The organism is Streptomyces solitudinis (assembly GCF_036323765.1).
Taxonomy (GTDB): Bacteria; Actinomycetota; Actinomycetes; order Streptomycetales; family Streptomycetaceae; genus Streptomyces.
Map to the genome: position 1 here is coordinate 462,170 of NZ_JAZDCW010000003.1, position 17,297 is coordinate 479,466.

General features: G+C 74.2%; 16 protein-coding genes. 12 read left to right on the forward strand and 4 right to left on the reverse strand.

Going from position 1 to position 17,297, the window contains the following annotated elements; genetic code table 11:
* Window positions 1-10 precede the first annotated feature (10 nt).
* From V1J52_RS09550 to era, 4 genes are all read left to right on the forward strand, one after another.
* The gene (locus V1J52_RS09550; RefSeq protein ID WP_330139219.1) at window positions 11-1,321 is read left to right on the forward strand and encodes a hemolysin family protein; all 1,311 of its coding nucleotides are present in this window, start codon (window positions 11-13) and stop codon (window positions 1,319-1,321) included.
* 75 nt (window positions 1,322-1,396) lie between these two features.
* On the forward strand, window positions 1,397-2,173 hold the full coding sequence (locus tag V1J52_RS09555; RefSeq protein ID WP_330139220.1) for a hypothetical protein: 777 nt from the start codon (window positions 1,397-1,399) through the stop codon (window positions 2,171-2,173).
* Between the two features lie 21 nt (window positions 2,174-2,194).
* Entirely contained in the window at window positions 2,195-2,548 is a 354-nt protein-coding gene (locus V1J52_RS09560; protein ID WP_330139221.1) for a cytidine deaminase-like protein, read from the forward strand.
* A 91-nt stretch (window positions 2,549-2,639) separates the two neighbouring features.
* A complete protein-coding gene (gene era, locus V1J52_RS09565) occupies window positions 2,640-3,572 on the forward strand; it encodes a GTPase Era (RefSeq protein WP_330139222.1) in 933 nt (310 codons plus the stop codon).
* 25 nt (window positions 3,573-3,597) lie between these two features.
* On the opposite strand, the gene V1J52_RS09570 is transcribed toward era, so the two are convergent.
* The gene (locus tag V1J52_RS09570; protein ID WP_330139560.1) at window positions 3,598-4,293 is read right to left on the reverse strand and encodes a zinc ribbon domain-containing protein; all 696 of its coding nucleotides are present in this window, start codon (window positions 4,291-4,293) and stop codon (window positions 3,598-3,600) included.
* Between the two features lie 223 nt (window positions 4,294-4,516).
* Complete coding sequence (gene leuA, locus V1J52_RS09575; protein ID WP_330139223.1) at window positions 4,517-6,289, reverse strand: 2-isopropylmalate synthase; 1,773 nt, start codon at window positions 6,287-6,289, stop codon at window positions 4,517-4,519.
* A 253-nt stretch (window positions 6,290-6,542) separates the two neighbouring features.
* Between leuA and recO the strand changes: the two genes are divergently transcribed.
* Together recO and V1J52_RS09585 are read left to right on the forward strand one after the other, a co-directional pair.
* Complete coding sequence (recO, locus tag V1J52_RS09580; RefSeq protein WP_330139224.1) at window positions 6,543-7,292, forward strand: DNA repair protein RecO; 750 nt, start codon at window positions 6,543-6,545, stop codon at window positions 7,290-7,292.
* 45 nt (window positions 7,293-7,337) lie between these two features.
* Entirely contained in the window at window positions 7,338-8,162 is an 825-nt protein-coding gene (locus V1J52_RS09585) for an isoprenyl transferase (protein WP_330139225.1), read from the forward strand.
* 88 nt (window positions 8,163-8,250) lie between these two features.
* Here V1J52_RS09585 and V1J52_RS09590 read toward each other — a convergent pair whose 3' ends face one another.
* Window positions 8,251-9,633, reverse strand: a complete 1,383-nt coding sequence (locus V1J52_RS09590) for a glycine--tRNA ligase (RefSeq protein ID WP_330139226.1) — start codon at window positions 9,631-9,633, stop codon at window positions 8,251-8,253.
* 186 nt (window positions 9,634-9,819) lie between these two features.
* On the opposite strand from V1J52_RS09590, the gene V1J52_RS09595 reads away from it, so the two are divergent.
* The 5 genes from V1J52_RS09595 to dusB all read left to right on the forward strand — a co-directional run bounded on the left by V1J52_RS09595 (window position 9,820) and on the right by dusB (window position 14,321).
* Window positions 9,820-10,857 carry a metal ABC transporter substrate-binding protein gene (locus tag V1J52_RS09595; protein WP_330139227.1) on the forward strand — a complete coding sequence of 346 codons (1,038 nt, stop codon included), beginning with the start codon at window positions 9,820-9,822 and terminating at the stop codon, window positions 10,855-10,857.
* A gap of 24 nt (window positions 10,858-10,881) precedes the next feature.
* Complete coding sequence (locus tag V1J52_RS09600; protein WP_330139228.1) at window positions 10,882-11,700, forward strand: metal ABC transporter ATP-binding protein; 819 nt, start codon at window positions 10,882-10,884, stop codon at window positions 11,698-11,700.
* Window positions 11,697-12,596 carry a metal ABC transporter permease gene (locus V1J52_RS09605; RefSeq protein WP_330139229.1) on the forward strand — a complete coding sequence of 300 codons (900 nt, stop codon included), beginning with the start codon at window positions 11,697-11,699 and terminating at the stop codon, window positions 12,594-12,596. Before V1J52_RS09600 ends, V1J52_RS09605 begins: the two co-directional genes overlap by 4 nt.
* Window positions 12,597-12,708: 112 nt before the next feature.
* Window positions 12,709-13,131, forward strand: a complete 423-nt coding sequence (locus V1J52_RS09610) for a Fur family transcriptional regulator (protein WP_330139230.1) — start codon at window positions 12,709-12,711, stop codon at window positions 13,129-13,131.
* Between the two features lie 56 nt (window positions 13,132-13,187).
* Window positions 13,188-14,321: a tRNA dihydrouridine synthase DusB gene (dusB, locus tag V1J52_RS09615; protein ID WP_330139561.1), complete on the forward strand. Its 1,134-nt coding sequence runs from the start codon at window positions 13,188-13,190 to the stop codon at window positions 14,319-14,321.
* Here dusB and V1J52_RS09620 read toward each other — a convergent pair.
* Window positions 14,267-15,772, reverse strand: coding sequence for an MGH1-like glycoside hydrolase domain-containing protein (locus tag V1J52_RS09620; RefSeq protein WP_443075767.1), 1,506 nt, complete (start codon window positions 15,770-15,772; stop codon window positions 14,267-14,269). The genes dusB and V1J52_RS09620 overlap by 55 nt on opposite strands.
* 204 nt (window positions 15,773-15,976) lie before the next feature.
* Here V1J52_RS09620 and V1J52_RS09625 point away from each other — a divergent pair, with 204 nt between their 5' ends.
* The gene (locus V1J52_RS09625; RefSeq protein WP_330139231.1) at window positions 15,977-17,269 is read left to right on the forward strand and encodes an ROK family transcriptional regulator; all 1,293 of its coding nucleotides are present in this window, start codon (window positions 15,977-15,979) and stop codon (window positions 17,267-17,269) included.
* Window positions 17,270-17,297 lie beyond the last annotated feature (28 nt).

The following is a 17,297-nucleotide window of genomic DNA, read 5'->3' on the forward strand; positions in this document are numbered from 1 at the left end:
CCCACGCCTCATGACACAGCTACTCGCCGTCGCGGTGCTGCTCGTCGTGCTCGCCTGGCTGGCCGCCTGCGCCGAGGCCGGGCTCGCCCGCACCACGAGCTTCCGCGCCGAACAGGCCGTGCGCGCCGGGCGGCGCGGCAGCGCCAAACTGGCCGCCGTCGCCGACGACCCGGTGCGCTACCTCAACCTCGCCATGCTGCTGCGGGTGGCGAGCGAGACGGCCGCCGGGGTGCTCGTCACCTACGCGTCCCTGCGCACCTTCGAGACGACGTGGCAGGCGCTCGCCGTGGCCATCGCCGTCATGGTGCTGCTGTCCTACGTCGCCGTCGGCGTCTCCCCGCGCACGATCGGCATCCAGCACCCGCTGAACACCGCCACGGCCGCCGCCTACCTGCTGCTGCCGCTCTCCCGGGTGCTCGGGCCGCTGCCCCGGCTGCTGATCCTGCTGGGCAACGCCCTGACCCCGGGCAAGGGCTTCCGCCGCGGCCCCTTCGCCTCGGAGGCGGAGCTGCGCGCGATGGTGGACCTGGCCGAGTCGGAGTCGCTGATCGAGGACGAGGAGCGCCGCATGGTGCACTCCGTCTTCCAGCTCGGCGACACCCTGGTGCGCGAGGTCATGGTGCCGCGCACCGACCTGGTGTCCATCGAGCGGTTCAAGACCATCCGGCAGGCGCTCACCCTCGCGCTGCGGTCGGGTTTCTCCCGCATCCCGGTCACCGGCGAGAACGAGGACGACGTCGTCGGCATCGTCTACCTCAAGGACCTGGCCCGCAGGGTGCACATCAGCCGCGAGGCCGAGTCGGACCCGCTGTCCACCGTGATGCGGCCCGCCGCGTTCGTGCCGGACACCAAGAACGCCGGCGACCTGCTGCGGGAGATGCAGGGCGACCGCAACCACGTCGCCGTGGTCATCGACGAGTACGGGTCCACCGCCGGGATCGTCACCATCGAGGACATCCTGGAGGAGATCGTCGGCGAGATCACCGACGAGTACGACCGGGAGCTGCCGCCCGTCGAGGAGCTGGACCGGGGCCGCTACCGGGTCACCGCGCGGCTGGGCATCGACGACCTGGGCGAGCTGTACGGCATCGACGACTACGACGACGAGGACGTGGAGACGGTCGGCGGGCTGCTGGCCAAGCTGCTCGGCCGCGTCCCCATCGCGGGTGCCTCCGCCGTGGCCGACCTCTCCGCCGAGCCGTCCGACCCGACGCTGGCCGGGCTGCGGCTGACGGCCGAGTCCACGGCGGGGCGGCGGAACCGGATCGACCGCGTCCTCGTCGAGCGGATCGACGCCGGACCGGACCGCGACGCCGCGTAGCCGGGCGGGCGCGGCGGTCACCCGAACGGATGCACGGCGGTGGCCGCCCGGCGCGAACGGTGGCCCCATGGACGCATGGACGCGCACCCGCGCCGGTGGGCGCTCGCCGCCACCGCACTCGTCCTCGCCCTGACGGTCCCCGGCTGTGCCGGGAGCACCGGGGCGGGCGGCCCCACCGGTCCCACCCGTCCGGCCACCGCCTCCCCCAGCGCGCCGGCCGGGCGGCTCAGCCAGGAGCGGCTGCGGCTGGCGCTGCTGAGCCTGGCCGACCTGCCGGACGGCTGGGCCGCCGACAGCGCCGAAGCCGCGAGGGAGCGCGGCATCGGCGTGCCCGAGCCATCCGGGGAACCCTGCCGCGCCCTGTTCCGCGTCGCGGCCGGAGCCCGCGCCCACGCCCGCTTCGCGCGCACCGGGACGGGCCCGTTCCTCGTCGTGCGCACCGGCAGCCACCCGGACGCCGACGCGGCCGCCCACGCGCTGGCCGCCTTCCGGGGCGCCGCCCGGCAGTGCCCGGCGTTCCAGGTCGCCGAGGGCCCCGCAGGCGCGGGCGGCACCGCCGGCTACCAGGCCGAACCGGCGGACCCGCCGCGCCTGGGCGACGACAGCGCGGCGCTGCGCTTCGTCCGGGAGCCCGCGGGCGGCTCCCGCGTCACGGTGGTCGCCGACGTGCTCTACGTCCGCATCGGACCCCACACCGTGCACCTGGCGCACGCCGCCCGTGACGGTGACGACGGCGGCGGCGCCGACGGGTTCGCGGTGCTCGCCCGCCGCGCGGTGGACAAGCTCCGGGAGGCGGCGTCGGGCCGCACGCCGAGCCCCGCCGAGTCCTTCCCGGGCGCCACCCGGCTGTAGTGGGAACGTATGCTCACGGTCATGACTGACGCCCAGGCCATCGACCCCGAGGACCGCAAGATCATCACCCTCGCGCGCAGTGCCCGCGCCCGCAACGGCGCCCCCGAGGGCGCGGCCGTCCGCGACGAGACCGGCCGCACCTACGTGGCGAGCACCGTGGCGCTGGCCTCACTGCGGCTGAGCGCCCTCCAGACGGCCGTCGCCATGGCGGCCGCGTCCGGTGCGACGTCCCTGGAGGCGGCGGCCGTGGTCTCCGAGGCGGAGGCCCTGCCGGACGGCGACCTCGCCGCCGTCGCCGACCTGGGCGGCACCACCCCCGTCCTCCTCGCCGCCCCCGACGGCACACCCCGTACCACGCTGACCGCCACGCGCTGACCGCACGCACCGATCCGCCCCGCACCCGCCCGGCCCGGCGGCGTACGCGGGGCGGTCGAGGGGGGCCCGGGCGATCAGGGAGAATGACCGCATGAGCGACCCCACTCCCGCCCCGCACCGCGCCGGCTTCGCCTGCTTCGTCGGCCGTCCGAACGCGGGCAAGTCGACCCTGACCAACGCACTCGTGGGTACGAAGGTCGCGATCACCTCCAACCGGCCGCAGACCACGCGGCACACGGTGCGCGGCATCGTGCACCGGCCCGACGCGCAGCTCGTCCTCGTGGACACCCCCGGACTGCACAAGCCGCGCACCCTGCTGGGCGAGCGGCTCAACGACGTCGTCCGCACCACCTGGGCGGAGGTGGACGTCATCGGGTTCTGCCTGCCCGCCGACCAGAAGACGGGCCCGGGGGACCGGTACATCGCCGCCGAGCTGGCGCAGTCAAAGCGCACCCCGAAGGTGGCGGTCGTCACCAAGACGGACCTGGTGGACGCGAGGACGCTCGCCGAGCAGCTCATCGCCATCGACCGGCTGGGCCGGGACCTGGGCTTCGAGTGGGCGGAGATCGTGCCCGTCTCCGCCGTGGACGGCAGCCAGGTGTCGCTGCTGGCCGACCTGCTCGTGCCGATGCTGCCGGAGAGCCCGCCGCTCTACCCCGACGGCGACCTCACCGACGAGCCGGAACAGGTCATGGTGGCCGAGCTGATCCGCGAGGCGGCGCTGGAGGGCGTGCGCGACGAGCTGCCGCACTCCATCGCGGTGGTGGTCGAGGAGATGCTGCCCCGCGAGGACCGGCCCGCCGACCGGCCGCTGCTGGACATCCACGCCAACGTCTACATCGAGCGGCCCAGCCAGAAGGGCATCGTGATCGGCCCCGGCGGCAAGCGGCTCAAGGAAGTCGGTACCCGCTCCCGGCGCCACATCGAGGCGCTGCTGGGGACGCCCGTCTTCCTGGACCTGCACGTGAAGGTCGCCAAGGACTGGCAGCGCGACCCCAAGCAGCTGCGCCGCCTGGGCTTCTGAGGCCCCGGACGGACGGGCGGGCGGGTCAGCTCCGCTCGGGAGCCGCGGCGAGCAGCCGCTGCGTCTCCTCGGGGCCGAGCTGGAGCGCACCGCCCAGCGCGGCCAGCACCCGCAGCTCGGCGGGCCGGTACGGCCCGTCGGCGAGCGCGATGCGGGCGCCCTGGAGGAGGAGGTTCACCCGGCCCGGGGCGGCCAGGTGCGGGGTGAGCGGGCCCAGCGTCGCGTGCAGTTCGATCTCGATCCGCATCGTGTCGCCGCCGTCCCAGCCCCGGCCGCCGTCGTCGCCGGAGTCCTCGCCGCCGTGGCCGCCCGCCGCGCCGCCACCGGAGCCCAGCGCCGTGCACAGCACGAGGAGCTGTTCGGCGGAGCAGTCCGGGTAGCCGGCGGCGTGCAGGGACTCCACGGCCGCCCTGCGGGCCGCCTCGCTGCCCGCGCCGCCCGCCGCGAGGACGGCCAGGGCCACCCCGCGCACGCCGTCGTGCAGGAGCGTGGACAGCCGTGTGGTGGTCGGGTCCTCAAGGGCCTGCGGCCCGAACCGGCCGCGGCAGGACGTGCAGACGAGCACCGTGCCGCCGGCGCCGCGCCGCAGCAGCGGCAGCCCGAGCACCTCCAGACGGCGGCGGCCCGTGCGGCGCTCGTAGTTGCGGTCACCGCCGCAGGCCGGACAGAAGAACTCGCCGTCCTCGACGGTGGTCCACGCCGTGCGGACACCCGTGCGCATCCCCGTGCCCAAGCCCGTTCCCAAGCACGCCACACGCAGTTTGGCCACGCCGCACCTCCGTCGCTCCGGCACCGTTGCCGCGCTTCGCCTCGCCCGACGTGATGTTAACCACAGGGACGACCCGCCGTCAGCCTCCAGTACCGGACAAAAGTGCGGACCCTTCCGGAGTGCTGGGTTCCGGAAGGGTCCGCGGCGGCGCCGGCGCACGTCGCGCCGAACGTCCTCAGCGCGAGGCGCGGTTGACGGCCGAGACGACCGCCTTGATGGACGCCCTGGTGGTGTTGGCGTCGATCCCCACGCCCCACAGCACCTGGCCGTCGATGGCGCACTCGATGTAGGAGGCGGCCTGGGCGCTGGCGCCCTCGCTGAGGGTGTGCTCCACGTAGTCCAGGAGCCGCACGTCGATGCCGTTGGCGGCCAGGGCGTCGAAGAACGCCGAGATGGGCCCGTTGCCGCTGCCCGTCAGCACGGCCGGCTCGCCGTCGACGACGGCCTCGACGGTCAGGGCGTCGTGGCCCGCCGTCGTCGTCTCGCTCTGCGCGCTGCGCAGCTCGATCCGGCCCCAGGGGCGCTCGGGGGTGGGCAGGTACTCGTCGCGGAACGTCTCCCAGATCTGCGCCGGGGTGACCTCGCCGCCCTCGCTGTCGGTCTTCTCCTGGATGATGCGGGAGAACTCGATCTGCATCCGGCGCGGCAGTTCCAGCTTGTGGTCGTTCTTCAGGACGTAGGCGATGCCGCCCTTGCCGGACTGGGAGTTGACGCGGATGACGGCCTCGTAGGAGCGGCCGACGTCCTTGGGGTCGATGGGCAGGTAGGGCACCGCCCACTCGATCTCGTCCACCGTCTTCCCGGCCGCGGCGGCGGACGCCTCCATGGCCTCGAAGCCCTTCTTGATGGCGTCCTGGTGGGAGCCGGAGAAGGCCGTGTAGACCAGGTCGCCCGCGTACGGGTGGCGCGGGTGGACCTCCATCTGGTTGCAGTACTCGGCGGTGCGCCGCACCTCGTCGATCTGGCTGAAGTCGATGTGCGGGTCCACGCCCTGCGAGAACAGGTTCATGCCCAGCGTCACCAGGTCCACGTTGCCGGTGCGCTCGCCCTGGCCGAACAGGCAGCCCTCGACGCGGTCGGCGCCCGCCATGACGGCCAGCTCGGCCGCCGCGACGGCCGTGCCGCGGTCGTTGTGCGGGTGCACGGACAGGCAGATGTGCTCGCGCCGGGTCAGGTTGCGCGACATCCACTCGAACCGGTCGGCGTGCGTGGAGGGCGTGGAGCGCTCGACGGTGGCGGGCAGGTTGAGGATGATCTCGCGGCCGTCCTCGGGCTGCCAGACGTCCATGACCGACTCGCAGACCTCCAGCGCGAAGTCCAGCTCGGTGTCGGTGAAGATCTCCGGGCTGTACTGGTAGCCGAAGACGGTGCGGTCGTCCAGCAGCTTCTCGGCGTACTCCACCACCAGCCGGGTGCCGTCCACGGCGATCTGCCGGACCTCGTCCCTGGAGCCCCGGAAGACCACCCGGCGGAAGACCGGCGCCGTGGCGTTGTACAGGTGCACCGTGGCCCGGCGGGCGCCCGCCAGCGACTCCACGGTGCGCTCGATCAGCTCCTCGCGGGCCTGGGTCAGCACCGAGATCGTCACGTCCTCGGGGATCGCCTCCTCCTCGATGATCGAGCGGACGAAGTCGAAGTCCGTCTGGCCCGAGGAGGGGAAGCCGACCTCGATCTCCTTGTAGCCCATGGAGACCAGCAGGTCGAACATCTTGCGCTTGCGGGCGGGCGACATCGGGTCGATCAGCGCCTGGTTGCCGTCGCGCAGGTCGGTGGACAGCCAGCGGGGCGCCCGGGTGATGCGCCGGTCCGGCCAGGTGCGGTCCGGGATGTCAACGGCCTCGTAGCGGCCGTACTTGTGGACCGGCATGCCCGAGGGCCGCTGGCGTACCGACGCCGCCGTGACGGGGGTGGCGCGGCCGATCGGCCCGGGGCTGCTGGGGTGCGTCATGACGTGGGGCTCCTGTCGCGGAGTGGGCTCTTTGGGCCGACGGTGGCAACACCGGACTCCGCGGGGAGGGGGTCGGCCTCGACTACAGGCCCTCGCCGCGGCAGCTAAGGAGGAGCAGCCCGAAACGCATGATGCCCGTAGCGTAGCCGAGCCGCCGCCCGCGTGTCGGCTCTGTATCAGTATGCGAGATCCGTCATATTCCTGCGGTCCGGTGCGGCGCCCCGGGCCTTCGCCCATCGGGGAGAATGCCCGCATGAGTCTGTTCCGCGACGACGGCATCGTGCTGCGCACCCAGAAGCTGGGGGAGGCGGACCGCATCATCACCCTCCTCACGCGGGGCCAGGGCCGGGTGCGGGCGGTGGCCCGGGGGGTGCGCAGGACGAAGTCGAAGTTCGGCGCCCGGCTGGAGCCCTTCTCCCACGTGGACGTGCAGTTCTTCGCCCGGGGCAGCGACCTGGTGGGCCGCGGGCTGCCGCTGTGCACGCAGACGGAGACGATCGCGCCGTACGGGCGCGGCATCGTCGCCGACTACGCCCGCTACACGGCCGGCACCGCGATGCTGGAGACGGCGGAGCGGTTCACCGACCACGAGGGCGAGCCCAACGTCCAGCAGTACCTGCTGCTGGTGGGCGCCCTGCGCACGCTGGCCGCCGGGGAGCACGCGCCGGGGCTCGTCCTGGACGCCTACCTGCTGCGGTCGCTGGCCGTCGGCGGGTACGCACCCAGCTTCGACGCGTGCGCCCGCTGCGGGCTGCCGGGGCCGAACCGGTTCTTCTCCGTCGCCGCGGGCGGCGTCGTCTGCCCCGACTGCCGGGTGCCCGGCAGCGTCGTGCCGTCCCCCGACGCGCTGCGGCTGCTCGCCGCGCTGCTGACGGGCGACTGGGCGGCGGCGGACGCCGCCGAGCCCCGGCACGTCCGGGAGGGCAGCGGACTGGTCTCGGCGTACCTGCACTGGCACCTGGAGCGCGGCCTGCGTTCCCTGAGGTACGTGGAAAAGGGCTGACCCGATACCCTCGCCCCTGATCCCTGCCGACCCTACGGAGTGAGCATGCTGTCCCGGCAGACCCGAGCCCCCCGGGGCTACGCCGCCCCAGAACCGCACCCCTCGGGGGCCCGCCCGCCCCGGCTCCCCGCCGAGCTGGTGCCGAACCACGTGGCCGTCGTGATGGACGGCAACGGCCGCTGGGCCAAGCAGCGCGGGCTGCCGCGCACCGAGGGCCACCGCATGGGCGAGGCCGTCGTGCTCGACGTCCTCAAGGGCTGCCTGGAGCTGGGGGTGAAGAACCTCTCCCTCTACGCGTTCTCGACGGAGAACTGGAAGCGCTCCCCGGAGGAGGTGCGCTTCCTGATGAACTTCAACCGGGACGTCATCCGGCGCCGCCGGGACGAGATGGACGCCATGGGCATCCGCATCCGCTGGGTCGGGCGGATGCCGAAGCTGTGGAAGTCGGTCGTCCAGGAGCTCCAGGTCGCGCAGGAGCAGACCCGGGACAACACCGCGATGACGCTGTACTTCTGCGTCAACTACGGCGGGCGCGCGGAGATCGCGGACGCCGCCGCGGCCATCGCCCGCGAGGTGGCCGACGGACGTCTGGACCCGGGCAAGGTCAACGAGAAGACGTTCGCCCGGTACCTCTACCACCGCGACATGCCCGACGTGGACCTCTTCGTGCGCCCGTCGGGGGAGCAGCGCACCTCCAACTACCTGCTCTGGCAGAGCGCCTACGCCGAGATGGTGTTCCAGGACGTGCTGTGGCCGGACTTCGACCGGCGCAACCTGTGGGACGCCTGCCTGGAGTACGCCCAGCGCGACCGCCGCTTCGGCGGTGCGGTCCCCAACGACGTCCCCGTGCCGCCTCCGGCCGGGGCCTGACGGACGCCGCCGCCCGCACGGACCGCGGGCCCCGGCGCCGCCCGTGCGTGCGGGCGGCGCCGGGGCCCGCGGCGCCCGGAGCTGCGGTTCAGCAGCCGAGGAGGCGGGTGGCCAGGTAGGACTCGACCTGGTCCAGGGAGACGCGCTCCTGCTTCATCGTGTCGCGCTCGCGCACCGTCACCGCGTTGTCCTCCAGGGTGTCGAAGTCCACGGTGACGCAGAACGGGGTGCCGATCTCGTCCTGGCGGCGGTAGCGGCGGCCGATGGCGCCCGCGTCGTCGAACTCGATGTTCCAGTGGCCGCGCAGTGTCTGGGCCAGGCCGCGGGCCTTCGGCGAGAGCTGCTCGTTGCGGGACAGCGGCAGGACGGCCACCTTGACGGGGGCCAGCCGCGGGTCGAGGCGCATGACCGTGCGCTTCTCCATCTTGCCCTTCGCGTTGGGCGCCTCGTCCTCGACGTAGGCGTCGAGCATGAAGGCCAGCATCGTGCGGCCCACGCCCGCGGCGGGCTCGATGACGAACGGCGTCCAGCGCTCGCCGGCCTCCTGGTCGAAGTACGCCAGGTCCTGGCCGGACGCCTTGGAGTGCGCGCCCAGGTCGTAGTCGGTGCGGTTGGCGACGCCCTCCAGCTCGCCCCACTCCGAGCCGCCGAAGCTGAACCGGTACTCGATGTCAGCGGTGCGCTTGGAGTAGTGGGACAGCTTCTCCGCGGGGTGCTCGTACCAGCGCATGTTGGCCTCGGACAGGCCCAGACCCCGGTACCAGTTCCAGCGCTGCTCCATCCAGTACTCGTGCCACTGCTCGTCCTCGCCCGGCTTGACGAAGAACTCCATCTCCATCTGCTCGAACTCGCGGGTGCGGAAGATGAAGTTGCCCGGCGTGATCTCGTTCCGGAACGACTTGCCCATCTGCGCGATGCCGAACGGCGGCTTCTTGCGCGAGGTCTGCTGCACGGCCTGGAAGTTCGTGAAGATGCCCTGTGCCGTCTCCGGGCGCAGGTAGGCGACCGAGCCGGAGTCCTGGGTGGGGCCCAGGTGGGTGGAGAGCAGGCCGGAGAACTGCTTGGGCTCGGTGAAGGTGCCCTTGTTCCCGCAGTGCGGGCAGTTCAGGTCGGCCAGGCCCGCGGCGGGCAGGTGGCCGTGCTTGGCCTCGTACGCCTCCTCCAGGTGGTCCGCGCGGAACCGCTTGTGGCAGGAGGTGCACTCGGTGAGCGGGTCGGAGAACGTGGCCACGTGGCCGGACGCCTGCCAGACCTCGGAGGCGAGGATCACCGAGGAGTCGAGGCCGACCACGTCCTCCCGGGAGGTGACCATCGCGCGCCACCACTGCCGCTTGATGTTCTCCTTCAGCTCCACGCCGAGTGGGCCGTAGTCCCAAGCGGCCCGCTGACCGCCGTAGATCTCGCTGCAGGGGTAGACGAAGCCACGGCGCTTGCTGAGGCTGACGATGGTGTCGATCTTGTCGGCGGCCACGGTGCTCTCTTCGTTACGAAACGACGACGGAAGAGGTCAGATTACCGGCGGGTGCGCCCCCCGGATCAAATCGGTGCGCCCCGAGGGCTCCGGGGGCCGGGGCCGGTGCGGCGGGCGGGGCGGCCGGGAGGTCCGCCAGACGTTCGAATTTGACAACGGTTTCCATCTCAGCTGAAAATCAGTGTCATGAACGCTCGCCGCCGCCCTCTCATATCCGGTACCGCCCTGGCCGGTGCCACCGCCCTCGGCCTGCTCGCCCTGACCGGCTGCGGGAGCGGGGACGGCTCCTCGACGGAAGCCGCCGAGGACGGGAAGGTGAACGTCGTGGCGTCCTTCTACCCGATGGAGTTCCTGGCCGAGGAGGTCGGCGGGGAGCACGTCGAGGTCAGCACGATCACCGGCCCCGGTGTCGACCCGCACGACCTGGAGCTGGGGCCGCAGCAGGTCGCGGAGCTGGGCGAGGCCGGGCTCGTCGTCTACCTCCAGGGGCTCCAGCCCGCGGTGGACGACGCCGTCGAGCAGTCGGGCGCCGAGCACGTCGCGGAGGTGTCGGCCCTGACGACCCCGGCTGAGGACGCCGGGCACGCGCAGGAGGAGGAGCACGCCGAGGAGGGCCACGACCACGGCGAGGAAGGGCACGCCGAGGAGGACGGCCACGACCACGCCGAGGACGGCCACGACCACGGCCACGACCACGAGGGCGGGGAGGACCCCCATCTCTGGCTCGACCCCGTCCAGTACGCGCAGGCCGCCGAGGGCGTCGGCGAGGCGCTGGCCGAGGCCGACCCCGACCACGCCGCCGACTACCGGAAGAACGCCGGCGAACTGGCCGAGCGCCTGTCCGGCCTCGACACCGAGTTCTCCGAGGGGCTGGCCAACACCGAGACGACGACCTTCATCACCACCCACGCCGCCTTCGGCCACCTCGCCGCCCGCTACGGGCTCGACGAGGAGTCCATCGCCGGGCTGAGCCCCGAGGCCGAGCCCAGCGCCGCGCGGGTGCGGGAGCTGCACGACCTCGCCGCACGGGAGAACGTCAGCACCGTCTTCTTCGAGACGCTCGCCAGTGACCGCACGGCGAAGTCCCTCGCCGGCGACCTGGACCTGCGCACCGACGTCCTCGACCCGCTGGAGGGCATCACCGACGCGTCGCGCGGTGACGACTACTTCTCCGTCATGCGCGCCAACCTCGACGCGCTGCGCACCGCACTCGGTGCCCGCTGAGGCGCCACGGCAGGAGGCACCACCATGAGCGCACCGGACACCCCCGCGGCCGGGCCCCCCTCGGCCGCGGGAGACGCCGTCGTCGCCCTGCGCGGCGCGCACGCCGTGCTCGGGGCGCGTCCCGTGCTGCGGGGCATCGACCTGACCGTGGCCAGGGGCGAGGTCGTCGCCCTCCTCGGCGCGAACGGCTCGGGCAAGTCCACGACCGTGCGTGCCGCGATCGGGCAGGTGCCGCTCACCGGCGGGGAACTGGACCTCTTCGGCGCCCCGCTGCGCCGCTTCCGCGCCTGGCACCGGCTCGGCTACGTGCCGCAGCGGTCCACCGCGGCCGCGGGGGTGCCCGCGACGGTGCGCGAGGTGGTCTCCTCCGGGCGGCTGGCCCGCCGCAGGCTGCGCCCGCTGGGCCGCGCCGACCGGGCCGCGGTGACCCGCTCCCTGGAGCTGGTCGGCCTCGCCGACCGCGCGCGGGACTCCGTCAGCGCCCTGTCCGGCGGGCAGCACCAGCGCGTCCTGATCGCCCGGGCGCTCGCCGGGGAACCGGAACTGCTGATCATGGACGAGCCGCTGGCCGGGGTGGACCTGGCCAGCCAGCGCGTCCTGGCCGGGGCGCTGCGCGAGCAGGTCGCCGCCGGTGCCTCGGTGCTGCTGGTGCTGCACGAGCTGGGGCCGCTCGCGCCCCTCATCGACCGGGCGGTCGTCCTGCGGGACGGCCGGGTGGAACGCGTCGAGCGTCCCGAACAGCTCCACGACCCGGCCTGCCATCCGCACGGCGGCGACGAGGAGCCCGCCGGGGAATCCGCCGCCTCCGCGACGCCCACGATCCGCACGGGGCTGCTGACATGATCGAACTGCTGGACTACCCCTTCATGCAGCGCGCCCTGCTCGCGGCGCTGCTCGTTGGCGTCGCCGCCCCGGCCATCGGCATCTACCTGGTGCAGCGCCGCCAGGCGATCATGGGTGACGGCATCGGGCACGTGGCGCTCACCGGTGTGGCCCTCGGCTTCCTGCTGTCCACGAACCCGGTGTGGATGGCCGTGCTCGTCTCCGCCGCCGGCGGCATCGCCATGGAGCTGGTGCGCTGGTACGGCAGGGCCCGGGGCGACATCGCGCTGGCGCTGCTGTTCTACGGCGGCATGGCCGGCGGCGTCATGATCATCAACCTGGCCCCCGGCGGGTCCACCGGCGACCTCAACGCCTTCCTCTTCGGCTCGATCACCACCGTGGCCCCCGCCGACCTGACCGCCATCGTGGTGCTGTCGGTGTGCGTGCTGGCCACCTGCGTCGGGCTGCGGCGGCAGCTCTTCGCCGTCTGCCAGGACGAGGAGTTCGCCCGGGTGACGGGGCTGCCGGTGCGGGCGCTGAACCTGCTGCTCGCGGTGACGGCCGCCGTCACCGTCACGGTGGCGATGCGGGTGGTGGGCCTGCTGCTGGTCAGCGCGCTCATGGTGATCCCCGTCGCGGCGGCCCAGCAGGTCACCCGGGGCTTCGCGGTGACGTTCGGGCTGGCCACCGTCCTCGGGGTGCTCGTCGCGCTGTCGGGGACGGCCGTGTCCTTCTACGTCGAGGTGCCGCCGGGCGCCACCATCGTGCTGCTGGCCATCGCCGTCTTCGCGCTGGTCACCACGCTCGCCGTCCCCGTGACCCGCAGACGGGCCGCGCGTGCCGCGCGGCAGCCGGAACCGGACGCTCCCGGGCGGGAGGAGGCGGCCGACGGCCGCACGGCACGGGCCGGTGCCTGACCGGCCGAAGGCCCAGCTCAGCGGCGTCCGGCCGTCGCGCCCGCCACACCTGGCACAATTGGGCGCGACCCAGGCGACCCAATCACCCGTACGGGTGCCGAAGGAGGCAACGGTGGCGACCGCAGGTCCCCCAGTCCGCGGCCGGTCGACCCGGCAGCGCGCCGCGGTGGCGGCGGCTCTCAGCGAGGTCGAGGAGTTCCGCAGCGCGCAGGAGCTGCACGACATGCTCAAGCACCGGGGCGACTCCGTCGGACTGACGACCGTCTACCGCACCCTCCAGTCCCTCGCGGACGCGGGCGAGGTGGACGTGCTGCGCACCGACGAGGGCGAGGCCGTCTACCGCCGGTGCAGCACCGACGACCACCACCACCACCTGGTGTGCCGCTCCTGCGGGCGGGCCGTCGAGGTGGAGGGCCCGGCGGTGGAGAAGTGGGCGGACGCCATCGCGGACGAACACGGCTTCGTGGACGTCGCGCACACCGTGGAGATCTTCGGTACGTGCGGCGCCTGCGCCGCACGGCGGAAGCGGACGTGACGCCGCCGGCGCGGCAGCACACCGAGGACAAGCAGGCAGGCAGGACCCCAAGCATCGTGTCGCAGCAGCTCAGCATCGGACCCCACACCGTCACACCGCCCGTGGTGCTGGCGCCGATGGCGGGGATCACCAACGCGCCCTTCCGGACGCTGTGCCGGGAGTTCAGCGGCGGCAAGGGCCTGTTCGTCAGCGAGATGATCACGACCCGGGCGCTCGTCGAACGCAACGAGAAGACGATGCAGCTCATCCGGTTCGACGCGAGCGAGCGGCCCCGCTCGATCCAGCTCTACGGCGTGGACCCGGGGACCGTCGGCAAGGCCGTGCGGATGATCGCCGAGGAGGACCTGGCCGACCACATCGACCTCAACTTCGGCTGCCCGGTGCCCAAGGTCACCCGCAGGGGCGGCGGCTCCGCGCTGCCCTACAAGCGCCACCTGCTGCGCGGCATCCTGCGCGAGGCGGTCGCGGGCGCGGGCGGGCTGCCGGTGACGATGAAGATGCGCAAGGGCATCGACGACGCCCACCTCACCTACCTGGACGCCGGGCGCATCGCCGTCGAGGAGGGCGTCACGGCGATCGCGCTGCACGGCCGCACGGCCGCCCAGCACTACGCGGGCACGGCCGACTGGGAGGCGATCGCGCGGCTCCGGGAGGCCGTGCCCGAGATCCCGGTGCTGGGCAACGGCGACATCTGGTCGGCCGCCGACGCGGTGCGCATGATGCGCGAGACGGGCTGCGACGGCGTCGTGGTCGGGCGGGGGTGCCTGGGCCGCCCGTGGCTGTTCGGGGACCTGGTCGCCGTCTTCGAGGGCCGCCAGGCGCAGGTGGCCCGCCCGACGCTGGGCGAGGTCGCCGACGTCATGGTGCGGCACGCGCGGCTGCTGGGGGAGTGGCTGGGCGACGAGGCACGCGGTGTCATCGACTTCCGCAAGCACGTGGCCTGGTACACGAAAGGCTTCTCCGTGGGCTCCGAGGCGCGCGGGAGGCTGGCGGTGGCCGCGTCGCTGGCCGAGCTGCGCGGCCTGCTCGACGGGCTCGACCTCGACCAGCCGTGGCCGTCCGGCGCGGAGGGGCCGCGGGGCCGCACCCACGGACGGAACCGGGTGGTGCTGCCCGACGGCTGGCTGGACGACCCCTACGCCCGCGCGGCGGTCACCTCCGACGCCGAGCTGGACACCTCCGGCGGCTGACCGGCCCCGGCAGCCCCGACGGCTCCGGCGGCCTGGGCGGCCAGCAGGTCCAGCGTGAGGGCGGCCGTCCAGGAGAAGTCCCGGGCGCCGCGGCCCTGGCCGGTGGCCGGATCGACGTACTCGGCGCACTCCGTGGCGTCGGCGGCGGCCAGCAGGGCGGACCGCAGCGCGTCGGCCCGCACCGTGTGCCCGTGCTGCCGCAGCCCGCGCTCCAGCAGCCAGTTGACGTTGCACCAGGCCGGGCCGCGCCAGTAGCAGTGCGGGTCGAACGCGTCGCCCAGCAGGTCGTAGGAGGCCACCAGGCCGGTGCCCGCGGGCCGGGTGAAGTGCGCGGAGGCGGCGGTGCGCGCGAGGACGTCCGCCACGGCGCCCGGCAGCCCCGGCACGGCGAGCGGGAGCAGGCCGGCGGCGCTGCGTCCGGGCACCAGGGCGCCGTCCACGCCGTCGGCGAGCAGGTCGCGGGCGAGGAACTGCCCGGCCTGCGCGTCCCACAGCCGCCGCGTCAGCGCGCCGGTCAGCTCGCGGGCCCGGCGCAGGTGCGCCGCCGCGGCCGTCTCGTCGCCGAGGGTGTGGGCGATCTGCGCGAGCGCGTGCTCGGAGGCGGCCAGCAGGGAGTTGAAACCGGGGTCCTCCACGGCGAAGGCCGGGCGGGCGCGGGCGTCGTCGTAGCCCGCGTCGCGGTAGTCGGCGGCCAGTCGCACGTAGCGGCCGTAGTCGAGGTCGGTGGGCCGGTCGGCGGCGCGGCCGTGGTCGAGGTCGGCGCGGCGGAAGGAGCCGGACGGGGCGGGGGCGACGCGGGCCAGCGGGGTGTCCCAGCAGGGGCTGTTGTCCATGCCGGATTCCCACGGGTGCACGATCGCGGCGAGCCCGTGCCCGCCCGCGTCCCGACGGGTGCTCAGGTACCCGTGCCAGGCGGCCAGCTTCGGGTACAGGCGGTCCAGGAAGCGGCGGCTGCGGCCGAGCGCGGGGTGCGCGCGGTGCACCAGCCAGGCGGCGAGCGCGTGGACCGGGGGCTGCACGATGCCGGACGTCTCCCGGTCCGCCGGGGCTCCCGAGGCGCGGCCCGCGGCCGTCGAGCGCCAGAAGTCCGGGCTCGGGAAGTAGGCGTCGCGGGGCACGGCCGGGTGGAAGACGATGTGCGGCACGCGGCCGTCGTCCCACTGGGCGTCCAGCAGGGTCTCCAGCTCCCGCTGTGCCCGCAGTGGGGAGCGGTGCCGCAGCCCGATCGCCACGAACGCCGAGTCCCAGCTCCACTGGTGCGGGTAGAGGCTGCGCGAGGGCACGGTGGCCCGGCCCGTCCAGTTGCAGGCGAGCACGCGGGCGGCGCGGTGGGCCAGGCCGGTACGGCCGATGCCGGTGCGGCCGGCCGCGGGGGCGGCGGGCGCGCTCTGGTGGGGGACGGTGGTCAGGAGGGCGGCGGTCGGGGCGGTGGGCTCGGTCACGCGGTCCACGGAGGGCTCCGGTGTGGGAGGGCCCGTACGGTGCCGTCACGAGCGCGGGAACGCCTCGCGTCCCGGCTTACGCCGACGACACCCACAGGTTACGTCTGGTTAACACGCAAAACTAGTGGGGGTGGTGCCCGGCGGACAAGCGTAAACAGGTCACACCGGTGAAGGGTTGACATCGGGCGCCCGGAAGTGTGATGAGGTGCCCGTATGCCGCCGACCACATCGAACACCGCGCCGACGGCCAGTGCGGGGCACCTGCTCGGACTCATCCGCAGCGGCCGGGCCACCACGCGCGGGGAACTCCAGCGGGTGACCGGGCTCTCCCGCTCCACCGTGAGCCACCGGCTGGACCAGCTCTTCGCCGCCGGCTGGGTCCGGGAGAGCGCGGACGGCGCCGCCCCGTCCGGGCCCGGCGGCGGACGGCCCGCGAACCGGCTGGAATTCGACGGTACGCACGCCGTGGTGCTGGCCGCGGACCTCGGCACCCGGCACGCCCGTGCCGCCGTCCTGGATCTGGAGGGGCGGCTCCTGGCCGGGCGCACCGGGCCGCTCGTCGTCGCGGACGGCCCGGCACGGGTGCTCGACGTGCTGGGCGCCTGGTTCGCGGACCTGCTGCGGGAGACGGACCGGGGCGGGGGGCCGGGCGCCGGACGGCCGGTGTGCGGGGTGGGCCTGTCGGTCCCGGGTCCGGTGGACCACCCGGCCGGACGCGTGGTGCAGCCGCCGATCATGCCCGGCTGGGACGGTCACCCCGTGCCGGACGGCCTGCGGCGGGCGCTCGCCGCCCACGCGGGTGACCGGCTGGGCGGACGGGGCGGCGCGGGCGCCGCCGAAGCCGGGGGCGGGGTCCCGGTGCTCGTGGACAACGACGCGAACCTCATGGCGTACGCCGAACAGCGCGCCGCCCATCCGGACTGCGCGGCGTTCCTGCTGGTCAAGGTGTCCACCGGGATCGGCGCGGGGATGGTGGTGGACGGCGGGATCTACCGGGGCACCGACGGCGGCGCGGGCGACATCGGGCACGTGCGGCTGCACGACCGGCCCGATGCGCTGTGCCCGTGCGGTTCGTACGGCTGCCTGGCGGCCGTCGCCGGGGGAGGGGCGCTCGCTCGGGCGCTCTCGGCCGCCGGGGCACCGGCCGTGTCGGGTTCCGACGTGCGGGAGCTGCTGGCCGCCGGGCACCCCGAGGCCGTGCGGCTCGCCCAGGAGGCGGGCCGCCGGGTGGGTGAGGTGCTGGGCACCGCGGTCACGCTGCTCAACCCGGGGGTGCTGATGCTCGCCGGGGAGCTGGCCGGGCCGCCGTTCCTGTCCGGGGTCCGGGAGGTGCTGTACCAGCGCGCCATGCCGCGCACCACCGCCCATCTGAGCGTCGTCACCTCCTCGCTGGGGGACGCGGCCGGGCTGCTTGGGGCCGGGGCGCTGGCCGTGGAGCACCTGTACGCGCCCGGCCGTGCGGACGCCAGGATCGCCCGGCTCGCGGGGGCCGCCGGGTCCGGGTGACCGGCGGGTGGCGTCCGGGTGACGGGCG

Bases quoted from the DNA above. Each gene is read 5' to 3' on its own strand.
- leuA (WP_330139223.1), bottom strand. From the start codon at position 6,289: ATGACGCACCCCAGCAGCCCCGGGCCGATCGGCCGCGCCACCCCCGTC.
- V1J52_RS09600 (WP_330139228.1), top strand. From the start codon at position 10,882: ATGAGCGCACCGGACACCCCCGCGGCCGGGCCCCCCTCGGCCGCGGGA.
- era (WP_330139222.1), top strand. From the start codon at position 2,640: ATGAGCGACCCCACTCCCGCCCCGCACCGCGCCGGCTTCGCCTGCTTC.
- V1J52_RS09555 (WP_330139220.1), top strand. From the start codon at position 1,397: ATGGACGCGCACCCGCGCCGGTGGGCGCTCGCCGCCACCGCACTCGTC.
- recO (WP_330139224.1), top strand. From the start codon at position 6,543: ATGAGTCTGTTCCGCGACGACGGCATCGTGCTGCGCACCCAGAAGCTG.
- V1J52_RS09595 (WP_330139227.1), top strand. From the start codon at position 9,820: ATGAACGCTCGCCGCCGCCCTCTCATATCCGGTACCGCCCTGGCCGGT.
- V1J52_RS09550 (WP_330139219.1), top strand. From the start codon at position 11: ATGACACAGCTACTCGCCGTCGCGGTGCTGCTCGTCGTGCTCGCCTGG.
- V1J52_RS09625 (WP_330139231.1), top strand. From the start codon at position 15,977: ATGCCGCCGACCACATCGAACACCGCGCCGACGGCCAGTGCGGGGCAC.
- V1J52_RS09585 (WP_330139225.1), top strand. From the start codon at position 7,338: ATGCTGTCCCGGCAGACCCGAGCCCCCCGGGGCTACGCCGCCCCAGAA.
- V1J52_RS09605 (WP_330139229.1), top strand. From the start codon at position 11,697: ATGATCGAACTGCTGGACTACCCCTTCATGCAGCGCGCCCTGCTCGCG.
- V1J52_RS09560 (WP_330139221.1), top strand. From the start codon at position 2,195: ATGACTGACGCCCAGGCCATCGACCCCGAGGACCGCAAGATCATCACC.
- V1J52_RS09570 (WP_330139560.1), bottom strand. From the start codon at position 4,293: ATGCGCACGGGTGTCCGCACGGCGTGGACCACCGTCGAGGACGGCGAG.